Annotated in this window: 11 protein-coding genes and 1 pseudogene; 3 read left to right on the top strand and 9 right to left on the bottom strand. The window is 37.1% G+C overall.

The genetic code is table 11. From position 1 onward, the window contains the following. Window positions 1-6: 6 nt before the first annotated feature. Together IE222_RS16400 and IE222_RS16395 are read right to left on the bottom strand one after the other, a co-directional pair. Window positions 7-1,044, bottom strand: coding sequence for a cytochrome d ubiquinol oxidase subunit II (locus IE222_RS16400; RefSeq protein WP_191274635.1), 1,038 nt, complete (start codon window positions 1,042-1,044; stop codon window positions 7-9). 12 nt (window positions 1,045-1,056) lie between these two features. Beyond that, window positions 1,057-2,418 carry a cytochrome ubiquinol oxidase subunit I gene (locus IE222_RS16395; protein ID WP_191274633.1) on the bottom strand — a complete coding sequence of 454 codons (1,362 nt, stop codon included), beginning with the start codon at window positions 2,416-2,418 and terminating at the stop codon, window positions 1,057-1,059. Window positions 2,419-2,748: 330 nt separating this feature from the next. On the opposite strand from IE222_RS16395, the gene IE222_RS16390 reads away from it, so the two are divergent. Then, window positions 2,749-3,153 carry a DnaA N-terminal domain-containing protein gene (locus IE222_RS16390; RefSeq protein WP_191274632.1) on the top strand — a complete coding sequence of 135 codons (405 nt, stop codon included), beginning with the start codon at window positions 2,749-2,751 and terminating at the stop codon, window positions 3,151-3,153. 136 nt (window positions 3,154-3,289) lie between these two features. Here the strand turns inward: IE222_RS16390 and IE222_RS16385 are convergent, their stop codons facing one another. Beyond that, a complete protein-coding gene (locus tag IE222_RS16385) occupies window positions 3,290-6,634 on the bottom strand; it encodes a fibronectin type III domain-containing protein (protein WP_191274630.1) in 3,345 nt (1,114 codons plus the stop codon). Window positions 6,635-7,624: 990 nt separating this feature from the next. Beyond that, window positions 7,625-8,641, bottom strand: coding sequence for a S66 family peptidase (locus tag IE222_RS16380; RefSeq protein ID WP_191274628.1), 1,017 nt, complete (start codon window positions 8,639-8,641; stop codon window positions 7,625-7,627). A gap of 411 nt (window positions 8,642-9,052) precedes the next feature. Between IE222_RS16380 and IE222_RS16375 the strand changes: the two are divergent. Beyond that, window positions 9,053-9,346, top strand: a pseudogene (locus tag IE222_RS16375) (nitrite reductase); the annotation flags it as partial. A 476-nt stretch (window positions 9,347-9,822) separates the two neighbouring features. Here IE222_RS16375 and IE222_RS16370 read toward each other — a convergent pair. The 4 genes from IE222_RS16370 to IE222_RS16355 form a co-directional block, all read right to left on the bottom strand. Next, a complete protein-coding gene (locus tag IE222_RS16370; protein ID WP_191274624.1) occupies window positions 9,823-11,007 on the bottom strand; it encodes an ElyC/SanA/YdcF family protein in 1,185 nt (394 codons plus the stop codon). Window positions 11,008-12,035: 1,028 nt separating this feature from the next. Then, complete coding sequence (locus tag IE222_RS16365; RefSeq protein ID WP_191274622.1) at window positions 12,036-12,680, bottom strand: hypothetical protein; 645 nt, start codon at window positions 12,678-12,680, stop codon at window positions 12,036-12,038. A gap of 336 nt (window positions 12,681-13,016) precedes the next feature. Further along, entirely contained in the window at window positions 13,017-13,409 is a 393-nt protein-coding gene (locus tag IE222_RS16360; protein WP_191274621.1) for a hypothetical protein, read from the bottom strand. Between the two features lie 258 nt (window positions 13,410-13,667). Continuing rightward, window positions 13,668-14,243: a dihydrofolate reductase family protein gene (locus IE222_RS16355; RefSeq protein WP_191274761.1), complete on the bottom strand. Its 576-nt coding sequence runs from the start codon at window positions 14,241-14,243 to the stop codon at window positions 13,668-13,670. Between the two features lie 804 nt (window positions 14,244-15,047). On the opposite strand from IE222_RS16355, the gene IE222_RS16350 reads away from it, so the two are divergent. After that, complete coding sequence (locus tag IE222_RS16350; protein ID WP_191274620.1) at window positions 15,048-15,620, top strand: hypothetical protein; 573 nt, start codon at window positions 15,048-15,050, stop codon at window positions 15,618-15,620. A gap of 188 nt (window positions 15,621-15,808) precedes the next feature. Here the strand turns inward: IE222_RS16350 and IE222_RS16345 are convergent, their stop codons facing one another. Then, window positions 15,809-16,219 carry a hypothetical protein gene (locus IE222_RS16345; RefSeq protein ID WP_191274619.1) on the bottom strand — a complete coding sequence of 137 codons (411 nt, stop codon included), beginning with the start codon at window positions 16,217-16,219 and terminating at the stop codon, window positions 15,809-15,811. Window positions 16,220-16,557 lie beyond the last annotated feature (338 nt).

The following is a 16,557-nucleotide window of genomic DNA, read 5'->3' as shown; positions in this document are numbered from 1 at the left end:
TATATACTACTTACCCTTTTGCCGTAAATATCGTTTATCATTCATAAATAAACTCCAAAAATAAATAAAGCCAGGAAAGAGAATGGCGAACCCTATAATGTAGGTAATAAATACGGCTCTAAATGAATTAGGGTCTGTAAAAGCCGAGTGAATTGTCACATTAGGATAGATGATATAAGGCAAATGTGCTTTCCCATATACATAACTTGCAATTAGATATTGGATTGTTACTGCAATAACAGAGAGTCTTGGCATCCCCTTGACCGATTTCTGAAAAGAAAATGGGGCATATAATCCTATCCCTATAATCAAAAAGAAGCCAACAGAAATAAGTAAAAGTGGAAGGTCGTCCATCATTCTATTGTATAACCACTCAGCATCATTTCGTAATGTAAGCATAATGACAAAGGCCATTAGTAAGGAAATAGGTCCTAATATTTTCCCATCGCGTAGATATACTCGATAGGCCTCCATTTCATTAGATGCTTTCGAGTAGTCCGCTAACAATAAAGACGAGAGAAAAAGAGTACTGCTGATGGCAAAGCCAATAAATGCATATACATTTGGGCTTGTAAAAAGCCTATATAAATTTAAATTCGCTACACCATTCCGATAATCAACAAATTCCCCATGCGATATTGGCAATACACTAATTAAAAGACCAGGAATGAGTATTCCTGCAATACCTGATATGTACGTCAATGGCTTTTTATATTCGATTGCGATATTTGAAAATACTAAAAAGGCGCTACGCAAAGCAAGTAATAGCAGGATTATACTTCCGGGAATGATCAGTATAGTGCCTAGAGTATATGCTGCATTTGGAAAAAGACTATAGACAGCTACAACTAAAGCAACAATAAATGTATTTGTCACTTCCCAAGTGGGTGATAAATATCTATTGGCAATATTGGTTGCTTTCGTTTTTTCCCGATTGATATAAATCATTGACCAAAAGCCAGCACCGAAATCCATAGTTGCCATGACAGCATAAATAAAGATAAACCCCCATAGCACGGTAATCGCAATAAGTGCATCAGCCATTTACATATCCTCCTATGAATTCGAACTGAATAAAGGGACCTTTTTTTTCTCGGCTCTCTCGATATCATCTAATTCTGTGTTTTTTCTAAAGAAGTATAACAATACAAACACAACAGCAAGCGCCAAAATCATGTAAACAGCAATAAACAATATGAATAAAATACTTAAGTTCGTCGCAGTTGTTGCTGACTCAGCGGTTGATAAGATCCTGTAGATCACCCATGGCTGGCGGCCCGTACACGCAAAAATCCAGCCAAATTCAATCGCAAGCACGGCCAATGGACCTGTCATAACTAGAGTCCAAAGCAGGACTTTCGGGTAATGCTTCTTTTTTAATAGTTTCCTCCAGGCATACATGAGGATAGGGATTAGTATAAGCAATGATCCTATTCCAACCATTGCGTTAAAAAGAGTATGTATAAATAATGGCGGCCAAAGCTCCTCTGGAAAATCATTCAAACCAACAACCACCGTATCAAAGCTATTTCCAGCAAGAAAGCTTAGCGCCCAAGGAATTTCAATGGCCCATTTTACTTCTTGCGTTTCTCGATCGGTAAAGCCACCGATGGCAAGTGGAGCATGTGATTGTGTTTCAAATAATCCCTCTGCAGCAGCAAGCTTTTCTGGTTGGTATTCATGTAAATATTGAGCAGAAGCATGTCCATTTATGGCTGTTAAAAAAGCAAATATACCACCTACCACTAAACTCAGCTTTAGTGCCTTTTGATGAAACAAGTAAATTCTAGATCCAAATTCATGTTTCATCATTTTAATAGCGGCGACAGAACAGACAACAAAGGCTCCTACAACGTAGGCAGACAACGCAACATGCCCAGCCGTTACAAAGAAGCTTGGGTTAAAAAAAGCAGCCCAAGGATTAATGTCCAAAAATTCTCCATTCTCATATCGGAATCCTGCAGGAGTCCCCTGAAAGGCATGGACATTTGTAATCAATACGGCTGAAGCTAGTGCCCCCATAGCGACTAGTATTAGGCTTACTATTCTCATCCAAGGAGCAATTCTTTCTGCTGCATATACATAGATCGACATAAAAAGAGCCTCTATAAAAAAGGCATATATTTCAATTTGAAAAGGAAGCGGCATGACCCGGCCGATCACTTCCATAAAACCAGGCCAAAGTAACGATAGCTGGACTCCGGCTATCGTACCAGTCGGTATACCAACGCCAAGTAAGACTGCAAACGTCTTTGTCCAACGCTTAGCCATTACAACATAGTCTTGATCTTTCGTTTTTTGGTAAAGCAGCTCAGCAGTCAAAATCATAAATGGCAACCCTACCCCAATAGTTGCAAATATGATATGAAATGCCATTGTTGTACCAAATAAAGAACGGGCTACTAAAAGATTGTCCAAAAGCGACTCCTCCTCTAAGGGTTAATCGTCCTAAATAATCATTCCCTATTTATTGGATAATATGTGATATTGTACCGAAAGACGATTATACTTGAAGCTATAATAGCTACCTCTTTTTGATCTCTTCGAATTAAATAGGATTTAAAACGTCAACAGGTTTTCTCTAATTCTTCGAATCATCTACTAAAATTTTTAATTAAAATGCAGCAAAATAACCGGTGTTATATTAAATCATGTTGGTTCTGTTTTTTTCTTTAATATCACTTTATAATTAAGTTAAAAGTTTTCTAAGAGAGTTTTCGCGTTTGTATTGCCAAAGGAGGTATTTTTATGGATATATGGATCGAGGTTCTAAAAAAAATTAGCGAAAAAATATCAAAACCAAGTTTTGAAACTTGGTTTACCGGCACAGAAGCAGAGGTTGATGATGATTTTTTGTGGGTAAAAGCCCAAAATTCATTTACAGCAGATTGGTTAGAAGAAAGATATAAATCATTAATTTCCGAAACAGTTAGGGAATTAACCGAAAAAACCTACGAAATTAAGATTACAAGCATGGATGAGAGGTTTGAAAAGGAAACGCCGACGATTCAAAATGATAGTCAGTTACTCTCTTATGATGAATTAAAAAATCATATTCAAGAACAGAGCCTATTAATATCGAAACAACAGGAGAAAATTGAAGAACTGGAACAGAGAATAGAGGCATTGGAGCAAGATCCTATTAAAAAATGAAAGACTTTCAACAGAATGAATAGTCTTTAAAGGTATCGTAGAGAAATATTTATAGTAGGTTGATTGGGATTTTGGGTCAGTCCCCAGTGCATGAAAGCTTTCTTACACTGGAGGACTGACCTTTTTCATTTCAAAATTAATTTTTATAAGTGACAACGGGTGTATAGCTGCTATAGACTTTTTTTCCATTTACCAATCGGTATGACCGCATCTTATAATAATAAGTTTTCCTTTTTTGAAGCTTTTGATTGGTATAGCTGCTTGTTTTGCCATTATTAATTGTTGTAATTTTAATGTACTTTCCATTTTTTGAAGTAGCTCTAAATATTTCATAGCCGCTTGCGCCAGCAGAAGGGGACCAAGAAACCCTGCTGGAAGTAGAACTATTCTTCTTAGCATTAAGACGGGTCGGCGCCGATAATTGGGCCTTACCACTGCTAATACTAGAATAAGGTCCATAGATTTTCTTCCCATTCACGAAGCGATAGGCCTTCACTTTATAATAATAAGTGGTTCCGGTTGCTGCCTTTGTATGGACAAAACTTAACGTACTGGCGTTGGTTACAGTTGTTAGTTGCGTATAAGATCCATTCTTACTTGTTGAACGATAAACTACATAACCATGAGCACCATTAACCTTAGACCATGTTATTCTTATTTTATCGAACCCTGCAGAAGAAGCTTTAATGGATGTAACCTTCGATAGAACCGGTTTACCAGAAACAGTGGAAGAAAAAGGTCCATAAACTTTTTTCCCGTTTACAAGACGATAAGCACGGATTTTATAATAATAAGCTGTTCCGGTTGCTAACTGACTATTAGTGAAACTTGTGGTTCTGTCACTCGTCATTGTTTGGATTAAACGATAAGTGCCGTTCGCAGACGAAGACCGATAGATTTCGTATCCATTAGCCCCTGCAGCCTGTTTCCACGTTAACCTGACTTGGTCATATGTGACGGAAGCTTTAACAGAACTAACTCGATTTAACTCGGGCTTGCCGCTTATAATAGGGGAAAAACCGCCATAAATCGTTTGTACATCCATCTGATAGGTGGCCACTACTTTAAAGTAGTAGGTGGTCCCGGTATTTAACTCATCAAAAATATAGTTTGTGGTACTGCCATTGACACCTGCTATATAATTGTAGGGTCCATTTTTCGATGTTGCCCGATGGACTTCATATTGAACGGCACCTTCTACAGGAGTCCAAGCGACTTTTAATTGATCATACCGCTGTGTTGTGACCGTTACATTTCCCGGTATGCCAGGATTTTCGAAGAACTTCGCATACAATGTAATGGGGGAATACACGGGTGTATAGTAGGCAAAGCGCTCTTGGAAATCCTTATCTTTATACCAGCCGGCAAATGTATATCCAGGCTTGTCCGGGGTATAGTGAAGCCCCAATTCGGTTCCATAACTATATTGTTCTGTATATAAAACTTGGTCTCCATCCATGTACGATATTTGATAGGAAATCATTTCGTAAAGGGCGGTTATCGTTGTATTTGAACGAATATTCTCAAGTGGTTTGTCCCATCCTTGAAAAATGTAGCCATCACGAGTAGGGGATTCCGGCGCTGCTGCCGTTCCTCCTAGAGCCACTCTTTCCGTTTTTAATATATCTCCATTATAGTCTTTAAAAATCACATCGTAGGCACGCAGGACATTCACCGAAAAGTATGTCCTAAACCCGTTATATGTGATCGTAACCGTCTGGTATCCAGGTGAATTGGGATTAAAATTGCTAATCATATCCTTCGTAACTTTTATTTCGCTCCAATTCCCAAAAGATGTATAGGCTGTAATCGCCGTATTTCCAAGCTCTAGGTCTTCCCCTTGTAAATAGGTTGTCTTTTCGGGCCTGGTAGTGAGCTCTAACCTAATCGTTTTTTCTTCACCCTGGAAGGGTAATGCTTGCAGTTCCGGGAACTTAAATGAGTGATCCTTGTTGATCCGCCAGGTGGATTCAAAGTCAAACCCTGTAAAGGTTGAAGCTGATAGCATTTGTTCCAGGCTTTTTCCAGGATTTGTTTCATTGGTTGCATTTTCAACAACTCTGGTTCCATTGAAATAATAAACGTTTTTAATGCTGCCCTCAAATTCTCCCGTAATATCCCCGTACTTTGAAGATAAAGTTGAATTTGAACGCGGCCCGATATTATAGCAGTTTTGTAACGTGGAAGAATTTCTTCCGATTCCGACAATTCCGCCAGCTGTATACTTTGCCGTTATATTTCCTGTATTAAAACAATCTGTCGTTATTGCACCCCAGCTCCAACCGGCAATTCCGCCTACAAAGCTAGCACTTGATACATTTCCGGCATTATAGGCTTGCCTGATTAAAGCCATACTGTCACCAGCAATTCCGCCTGCGCTAATTCCTCCTTTTATATCCCCAAGATTATATACTTGGACCAAAGAGGAACTACTAGAATTGTACCCAGCTATTCCACCGGCATTGGAACTGTCGGCTAAACTTGTTACAGGTCCTTTATTATAACTTTTTGACACGATAGAAGAGGAAACTTTCCCTGCAATTCCACCGGCGCTTGCCCAAGTAGTAGAACTATTAATAGACCCCAGATTGAACGTATTACTTACCAGAGTGGAGGAAACAGACCCGGCGATACCGCCGCCGCTTGAAGTGAAAGTAATGGAACCAGTGTTTTTACTATTAGAAATGGTTGATTCTGTTCGGGAATAGCCTACAATCCCACCGCTTTTTTCAGCTGCTTGAATATTCCCTTCATTTATTGCATTCTCAATGGTTGTTCGATACATTTCCCCTGCGATGCCGCCAGCAGAAGATTTTGCCCTTACTTCAGCCGCGTTATAACTGTTAGTAATTGTTGATACTTCGTTGTACTTAGTATCTGCATAACCGATGATCCCCCCAGCATAACCTGTAAAGAGAGAGGAGGCTTCTATTTTTCCAGAGCTTTTGACATTTGATATATTGACATTGTAGCCATATCCGACAATTCCGCCTGCATAAACTTTCGAGGTTGAGCTGTCATAAGACGTATTCTCAGCATAAATAATAGTATCTTTTATAGATATATTCCGTAATTGTGAATTACTGGCTGCCCCAAATAAGCCTGCATAAATAGGGCTTTCAGACTTCATTGCCATTTTTAAGCCGATAATCTTGTAGTTATTTCCATCAAAAATGCCGGTAAAGGGAGTTTCTTTTGAACCAATTGGCTCCCATCCTGCTCCATTCCTATCATATAATCCGCCTTTATCTGTTGATTTAGATAGGTCTATATCATTCATTAGTATGTATTTGCCACTTAGAGATTGACGTACTTTGTCTAAATCATCCATTGTGTAAATGCCTATATATCCATCCGGTACTTCGGTGAGTGAAGCAGGCTCTGATATTACTTCTGCATTTACATTTTTACTTGTGTGAGAAATAACTCCTATCAAAATAATCAGTAGTAACGAACTGATTATTGTAAATAATTTCTTCATAATATACCTCCAATTTTAGAAATTTTAATTAATTATAGTAGATAGGTAATGGGTAAATACCACTAAATTATAGTATAAAATTTTCATAGTTTCTATTTTATCTCTAAATTTATTTAGATGTATAGAAGACTATTACCAAAGCAACAGCCTATTATTTGGAAATGGTTGGAAAAACCCGTTTTTGTATGCCCGTTCATATACAAAGATTTCCTTTTTACCTATAGATGATCCTTTTTTACCTATTTTCTATGCTGCCGATTATTATTGGCGAGTTATGTCATATCTAGTAAAATAGTAGGGAAGTCAGAAAGGTGGAAATCGGCTGAAGGATAAGATGGAGGTGTGGTTAATGGAGTATGTAAGATCTCTTCAGTTGCCGACCAAGCGAAAAAAACTACATACCTAACAAATTGAGCATGATCTCATCCATTATAAATTATAAGATCCTATATCCGATATCAAGCCGAGAATGGTTACCGTTACTTTGTTCAAATCATGAATGAGTTTACAGAAGAAGAATGTGTTGTTACCCTGGTTAATTAAACAGCAAGCATTTTATTTTAACTGAATTATAGCTTCATTCCAATGAGAAATAATAAGAAAAAAACGTAATGATAAACAAAGAAAAGGAATATGTTGCAGCGGATATATGGTTTAGAAAAAGGGCTAGAAAAAGGCAGAATAGAAGAAACTTCCAAAAGGATGTTGGCGGAAGGAACAAGCGTTGAAGGATCACGAAAGTAACTGGGCTTAGTATGGAAGAAGTAAGAGAGCTTAAATAACCGGTTACTCATTCCAGCTATTGAAATGTCAGGCAAGTCATTCCTTAAAAATGGAAATATGATGATGCGTTCATGAGGGCCAAAAATCGAAGCGGAAACGTCAAAAATGTCCTCATGGGGCGTCCATGAGGACAAAAAAACTCTAAATCTATGAAATTTTGTTCTCATAAAGGACGAAAATCATATTAGTTTTCACTCAAGTCATCCATTACGGCCGGAAATACTGCAAAACGGTACCTTTCCCTTCTACAGCCTCGACCTCTGCATAAGCACCATTAATAAAAGTAATTTGCGGTGGAACATGGCCGCAATCGATATCGTATATAATCGGGATGCCGAGTTCATCGGAAAGAGTGTGATAGACATCCTCAACCGTGTAATTGTCAACCGGTGTATTCGCTGGGCTCCTGCCAAACAACAAACCTGAACAATGTTCAAACCAGCCTGCCAGCTTCATCTGTACCAATGACCGCCTTAGGTCAGTCGTATTCAGTTCACAGTTTTCCAGATACCAGATGATGGGGCCGCCGCCCAAAAAGGTATTTCTAAAGCTTTGAACATCTCCAAACGGCGTGCCAATGAGATGTCTGATTATATCAATACAGCCGCCAAGCAAGCGTCCCTTAATCTTCACATCACCATTGGAGACAGATTTCCACCGCGTCGGTTCAGTTAAATGAAAGACACAAGGTGAAGGATTGTCGTGCCGCCATTCCTTCTGATAATAATCAGACGACTTTTGCAGCACCGATTCCCCAGGCTTACAAGATAGAACCTTCTGCCACATCGCTGTCGTTCCGTCTGAACATTCTCCTCTTAAATCCACAAGATTCGTTCCATGAGCGGTGGCGATGCCTGTTCTCAAGGTAATCGCCAGCAGCAAGGCGCTGGTATCTGAGTAGCCAAGCACCCATTTGTTTTTCATATTTTCAAAATCAATATGTTCAAGAATTTCGACCAAAAGCTCGCCGCCCCATGGGGGGATGATGATGTCAACCTCATGGCTCTCCATCATTTCATTAAATTCAGCTGCTCGTTTAACAGCGGGAGCTGATTTCGCCTTTTTCTGGGTCCAAACCGTATCGCCGCAGACGACCCGGAAACCTTTTTGTTCCAAACGGGTGCTTGCTAGCTTCACGATTTCATGCAATTCAACGGGCACTCCCGATGAAGCTGCTGTGACACCAATTGTTGCCCCATTTTTTAAATGAGGATAGGTAATCATGGTAATCCCCCTTAACGGTTTTTGATAATTTTACCAAAAATAGCGAAAACGAACCATCCCTTTTCATGAATTAGTATCGGCTCCGCCTTCGCCAAATACCATGGCAGCCACGCGTGCTGCCCCCGCTATCTATACTTTAGCCCAAATTTGTTACTAAACAATGAAGCGAATGTTAATCATGTATGAATATAATAAAATTTTTTCTGCCACGTATCTTTTCATCCCTATTGAAACGTTGAAAGGGTAGAGAGAGTGCAAAAGGAGTGAAAACTATGTCTCACGATAAGAAGTGTAGCGGAAGTTCCTCAGCTCGCTTCAAATCGTCCGGTACAAACTCACTCTCCTTCAAGCACTCTCTTGATGGCGGCATAGGCAAACTTTGCTTTCAAGGAGAAATTTTTAACATGAGCACTAGCAGGAAAAGCCGTACCGTTTACCCTAAAGGTGGCTTACACAGGTTGCCCTGTTGGGTGCGGTGAACCCATGTTAAGTGACATAGGCATTTTGAAAATGGGGGAACTTTACAATTTATATGTTAGAGGAAAAGCAAAAGAGAAAGACCCTGAAGTTGGCATCTTACTGATAGAGAATCAAACTCCAGAAGAATTATACGATGCTGTAGAAAACATCATTGCCATAAATTCAGAACTTGGTAAAAAGCGGGAGACATTCTATAAATTTTTAAAACGGACGGATAAGGATTAATTAATATGTTCGTTATAAATTTCTGTACTTTCTAAAGTAGGAAAGATAAATGTCTACCTATTCACAGCCACTTGCACAAGCAGACCCGAAGCGCTGGAAAGGCCTTGCTTTATCGTACTTTGCGAGTTTAGTTGTTAAGATGGATTAGTGAAATAAAAATCGATTTATTCAGTGTAATACAAATAACAAACAGATACTAGATATATCTGTCTGTTTTCATCCTTAAAATGATTTTCAGAGAAGAACGATAAATAGAATCAAAGCTGTCATTGTGGCAGCTTTTCTTATTGTACTAAAGGAGCAGGTTAGCAAAAGAAGAAAATAAAAAGCAGATTCATTATAGGGTTGAATCTGCTTAACACTTTATTGTTTTAACAAGAACTAATTACCATCTTCATCTGCGTTTTACTGTATTGCACTTCACAATAAAATTTATAATGTATATACAGTCCTTATTGGTTCTATATATCATAGTACTAGCCTTTAATTATTTTTTTGTATTTTGCAAAATCATTTAATTCATAAAGTCCACCTGCACGGGCCGCAGTTACATAAGTATATTTACGTTCATTAACTTGACTGGCCGGATTAGGCTTTTCACCACCACCAGCTGAATCAACTTTGATAGGATATCCTACTCGATTTGCATATGCTTTTAATGTCGTTACAGCACGAGGTAGATGTTGAACAGTTGCTACAGCTAAAATATTTCGCAAATTATTTTGTTCAAAAATAGATACCATACCTATTGCATTTCCATAGGTATCACGTGCTTGATCATCAATAAGTATACGATTAGGATCCACACCTTGACCAACTAACCAATCACGCATGACATTAGCTTCAGCATAAGGAGTCTTAACAGCACCACCACTTAAAACAATTTTAGCATTTGGAAATTTGTCAGACATTTGTTTCGCTTTTGTTAAACGATTTAACATACCAGAAGAAGGAGTGCCATTAGAATTTGGTGATTGACCAAATACAGCAATAGCATCTGGAGCCATATTTGTCTGTGGTTCATTACCATAATCTGCATACATATTTTCTTCAACAAAATAGAATAAATTCTTCATATCTTTTGCAGCGTGTGGAGATACACGCTGCAATACTTTTAATCGTGCATTTTCATCTTCCTTGTTTCCTTCAAACCTTTGAATCATGGATGTAACAGCTAAAGCCTGAATATCATAAGGATTCCGCTGTAATATCTGGTCCAGCTGTGAAAGTGCTTCAGGAAAATTACTATTTACAAGGTAAGCGTCTGCCTGTAGGCGGTATGTATTCAAATTATCAGGATTTTCCTTCGCTTTTTGATCCAATTCTGTGTACATAGCTTTCCATCCCCAAGATCGATATTCAATCACTTGGTCATGTAAATAAGGATCATTTTCATAAGATTTAGCATATTCGGGTAGTAAATGTTCAATAGCAGTGCCTCTACCGTCAGCTTTTGGAGCTGGAGCGGGGAGAAGAGGTGAAAATTGAATAGTAAGATTACCATATCTTTTTCCGTTATTTGAATGATTTGTTTGTAAATCAGCATTAGTATTTGCTTTTGTTGCTGCATGAACATATGATTCATTAGGTATAGCACTAAATAACAACAGACCAACAGTTGCACTGGTTGTTAAAAATAGTAAAGGTTTTATTTGTTTCATGTGCAATTTTCCTTCCTTCAATATATTTAATTCAACAGTTTAAATATAAGTATTCTTTGTAAATGTTTAATAAACTCTAGGTGATTTTTTTGTTAAATTTAATGAAAATTGTGTAAATCCTTCTTTTCAAATGATGAAGTAAATTTACCAATATAGAACAACTATGTGCATATAAAGGAAATACAAAATGATAATGGACGTTGGAGATTTAATTTTTCAAATTTTAATGTTAGGTATCAGCAACAATTACTATACATAATCTGATAATTGGGTTATTTGTTTCAAATAGAAATGGAAAAAATCAATTGAAAGGAATAGAGGAAAAACTTTGAATAAAATTAAAGCATTGATCTTCAATAATCGGGTGCATTACTGGAACAACGGTAATCCATTTTTTTATTGAACTGGTAGCATTGAAGGTGTAACGGTACTGCTTTTTTCTTCTTCAAGTAACGGGGCAGGTTAGTTTAATTTAATTAGATTTTGTATCTTAATCGCAATATATAGGGGGGATTTAAATGGGATTGGTTATGGGGTTGGATAGCTCTTGGATTGGCTGCTGGAGAGTTTTATGAGTCAACTAAACTAAAAAAAGATAATAAAATGCTAATGGATAAAATCGAAAAACTGGAAAAAGTCGTATATAAATAATTCAATATTCTTGTTATAAAGGATGCGTTGATCCAGGAAGGATTAGGCACCTTCTTTGTTGAATCCCTTATTGAACAAATGAAGCAGTTTAGATAAAAAGGCTATGTTATATTGTGGATGATGGAGAAGATCTTCCTCTTATCGAAGAATGTAATGAAAGAAAAGATTCTCAATCATTAATCGCCTATTTAGAAACCTAAAAGTATAAATGGGAGCCCGGCCATCATAATCCACAGGAAATACTAAGTGAAACGGATCGCTGAGAAGTAGAAAAACACGTAAAAAGTGTGAACGAACAACTAAACGGAAGGGAATATCATCGTAGAATTGAAGAAGTTAACCAATTATTCCCAAAAATTAAAGAATTAAAAAAGCATCTATAAGGTAATTTTATTTTTTTTAGAAGATTTCCACGGGTAAAAGGATAGGTTTAATAAAATCCATTGAAAAATGGTTAAAAATACACCTATTTCATCAAATATAACGGAATAGTCTAAAATTCTAAAGAGTAACAATTGAAATGGGAATAGGCAAAAAAATAAGATTAATAGAATTCGATTGATTTTTTTCATGGAGGGCAAGGTGAATCGAAAGTTATTTCTACTGTCGCGAATAATCCAAACAATAGAAAGTATCAAAAACAACAAGTCAAAGGGGAAAATAATTTTCCCAAATGGAACATCAAATCCCAATGTATCCCCTTTGAAATGAACCGATTCCGCAGAAAAAAACCAGGAGCCTGATTCAACGGTTAAAAGTAAAAACCAAATAACTAATACAAAACGAAATGGTACCCGAATTCCTCTCCAGCCTAAAAAAACGACGGATATCATCAAGAAAACGAAAATCAATAATATCCAGTAATCACCCCCAACACCAGAACCATTCAATCCCATCCATCCTGACCACGTATAGGAAGAACCGTCAAACAATCCTCTTACCATCGGCAACCAATAGGTAAAACCGCTAAGAATCACGTAAAAAAGAAGCAGATGCAACAATTTACCTGATTTCCACTTCATAAATAATCACCTCATATTACTAATGTATGAGGTGAATATAATTAAAACACCCAGTTGGGTGTTTTGATTTGTTTAATTTAGAAAACGAAACAAATTTAATTTATCTTCATCCTTTTTTGCCACCAGCTGGTTTCTTGTGGTTCTTTGCCGAGAGGTAGCCCTTTTTCTAATTCGACTGACAGGCAGTTTAATTTAAGTGTAATTATTCACAATCTGTATTATTAAATGTCCTTTTCCTCCACACAAAAAGACTCCAACCACATAAAGAAGGAGAATGAATTCATTATGGAATCATCCCCTCAAATAGTTTGAATATGCTTATACTTATATTACTCATCAATGACTCGCTAAACGTTTTTCAAAATCCGCCTTAAACAACAGAATAGCATCAATATTTACAGCAAAATCATGGTCACTGATATTAAAATTAGTTATAAACTCGTCCGATCTCTCACGAACCATAATTGTCGGACGGATATTGTCTCCAATAGCGTCCTTAGTTACAGCACTTCCATAGAAATACCAGTTAGTTTGAGTAGGCGTATTTGCTGCATTCTTAGATAAGTCATTTTTTATTAATTCGCATAATTGATCCATAAAATCTTCATTAAGCTTAATGGTTTTTCCATGGTGACCATCAACAGATATATCAGCATATCCATACCAAATATTCCTGCTTGTAAGCTTTCCGTCTTTTGAAGTGTATGTTTCATCAAACAAAATCTTCATTTCCTACCCTCCGTTAGTATAAAATTTCTTCATACTATTATACACCAATTAGAAAATGTAAAATAGCTTGCTATTAGTCTCACTATACTTGTAAGAGTTAGGCAAGCCAACTTCATGGTAGGGTTCCTCCTAAAGTTGTGAGTTAGAGTGGTGTCTATACTCATATCTTACTGAGGGGCTTTATTTTTTTCAAACCTGATATTTAACGTTCTACAGGAATGCTATCGTATCTGACGTAATCTGTTTTAGGAGATAAGGTCATCTCACCGTCTGGTAAACGAGGGCTATGGCTCCAGAATCAAATGTCTTGTTTTCGATCAGTTTAAGATTGATCTTCTCCTTTAGACCTTGGAATAACGGCAACCCGCTGCCGATCAGGACGGGAGAAACCGTAATTTTATACTCATCTATTAAATCAAGCTGCATAAGGTAGTGTGCTAACCTAGGACTGCCGAGGATGACCATATCCTTGCCTGGCTGCTGTTTGAGGTTCTTGATTTCTTCCTCGACATCTTCTTTCACCAGTCTGGAATTGTTCCATTCGACTTTCTCCAACGTCGTGGAAAAAACGATTTTGGGTGTCTTTTCGATCCACTCGGCATGATTCCGTTCATGCTGCGAAGCTGAGGGGTTCGAAGGCACAGATGTCCAGTAACTGTGCATCATCTGATAAGTCCCACGTCCCCATATGACAGTGTCGGCAGTACTCAGAATTTCTTTCGCGTGTTTCTCCAAGTCAGCATCGTAGGAAACCCAGCCGATGTCCATTTGACCGTTCGGACCTTCTACAAAACCGTCAAGCGATGCGTGCAGAAATAGAACGAGTTTTCTCATTTTTAGTTCTCCTTTGTTCATGAGGGATATTTTTTTCATACTTCTTTACCTCCAATGTAAGTATAACCAATTTTTTATAAATTTGGGTAAAAAAGTTCTATAAGTTACACTAATTATAATAAAAAACAAGCAATGCCTGTTTTATGCTTTTATCCAATATTCCAGACTGTTCGATTTCATACTAAGGCGCTCTTCATTTCAAGGAGTGCAGCCGTATCGTCTTTTTGCCATAAAAAAAGCAATCACTCTCCTCGGGAAATTGTTTTATTATTTATGCTATTCCCAATACTTGTGTCAAGCACTTTATCAAAAATATTTAATTTATTTTTTAGACGGAAATAAAATGAGAAGAGCAAATCATATTTAAGCCAAGTTTGTGAAGGATTACACTTAAACAAACGGGGGCTCTAGTTGATGAAGGCAATTCGCGGCCATCGGATATCCAACAACCGTCATTTGTCTCGATGGATGTTCAAGGGAACCACATAAGTAACGGGTTCGGTTTTCCTGTAAAAAATCTCAATTCGTAGCCTAATTAGTATCGAAATAAGTAATTGTTTCTTCATTAAATTTACAAAATAAAAAGCAATGGAATTAGTTCTTAAGTAGTTCAGTTTTGGAGTACAAAACATAAAAAATAACACTCCAAAATGAACTACTTTTTTATATTAAATGGCATATTAAAAATCGCAAAAGTTGTTTGTGAAATTGCCGGAAAATTTGTAAATTCGTGATATTATAAAAAGTGAAATCCAGTTCAATTAGGAGTAAATAAAAAAAGCGAAGAGTATGGAGGTGGTCATTATGCAACGTAAATGGGCAATTATATTTATTACTTTATTTATTGGGATTATTGTTATAGTAAGCGTCGCAATAAAAGTTCACTCAACAAATGTAGAAGCAAAATATTCTATCCCTAACAATCCAAAAGATATACAACGAGTCTTAACATATTGGGAAAATCGAGGTAATGATAAGACACATCATATTAAATTGATTAATGTAGTTCATTTAGGAAAATCGGATACCTATATCGCATATTTCGAAGATGACTCAGACATTTTGGGAACAGCAACGTTGAAAGAAGGTCCAAATAAAAAGCTAGATATAATAAATAGTCACTCTGGAGGGGGCACAACGAGATACGGTGGAGTGAAGACCGACCAAGGGGATTATGGAATTGTGACTGGAAAGAATACTGACAAAAAAATACATTCCATACGAGTAGAATTATTAAATGACCCGTTAAAATTTACGGTACAAGTTCCTGAAAAAGATTATTTCATCATCGTGAAAAAACTACCTAAAGGGAAAAGTAGTATAAAGTTTGCCGACCTGTATCTTTTTGATAAAAATAATAAAGAACTCAAACCATAAAGAGAGCTTGGAATTACAAGCTCCTTTTCAATACATTATTTTAATATGGTAGCGGCTATCCCTTTTCTTATTGAAGTAACGGGGCAGGTTAGTTGAACGTACTCTCAGCCTTGATAAAGGTGGCATTCAATATAGGGTTGAATGAAAAGGTGAAACAAATGCTCCACCTTTTCCGTAACCCAACTTAGTTAATCGAAGGGTACATCAATAAAACATAGAGATCTCGTTCCTGTTGCAAGTAAAGCAAGTACTTCAGCTATTGGTGTTTTAACAAATACAGCATTATCCATACTATTTTCAACATCAAAAACCCGGAATGCACTGCATCCTTGAATAAATACACCTTTAAGTTCTACCTCTTCACCAGGTCCTGGTACTGGTGGTGTATCAGTACTTGTACAAAGCTCTACTCCAGCTGCTACTAGTGCGTCTTTTTGTTCAGCAGTAATACGAACAAGAAAAATCGGATCAATTTCAACACCTTCAGCAGGTACTTTTGCTTCCACTTCTACAGACAACCAAAATTGATCTTCTGTGTCGCATTCAAGTGTAAATATACAATTCGAGCCGATTGTAATTGGCATAGACCTAATTCCCATATTTCATCTTCTCCTTTTTTTAAAAAGCTTGTCCTTCAGTTTTAGTAGATGAAAATATAAAGAGAAATGGAACGGCTAATTCAAAAATATGCTAACTCCTATATTTAGATATAAGTAACAAAACCCAATAAAATTGTGAAATATTATACTTAAACTTAAGGGTGCGTTGATCCAGGAAGGATAAGGCACCTTTTTTGTTAAATTCCTTATTACACTAACGGGGCAGTATAGTTGCATAAAGGTAACTAAGCATTTCTTATTATATAAACAATGACATGGATGTAGGCTTTTTTTCATACTATATTTTTGGGAGGTGTTGAAATGGCAAGAGTAAGGGC

Origin of the sequence: Neobacillus kokaensis (assembly GCF_014656545.1) — a bacterium.
Classification (GTDB): domain Bacteria; phylum Bacillota; class Bacilli; order Bacillales; family Cytobacillaceae; genus Neobacillus; species Neobacillus kokaensis.
Note: the sequence above shows the minus strand (reverse complement) of the source record. Positions and strands in the feature narration are given on the sequence as shown.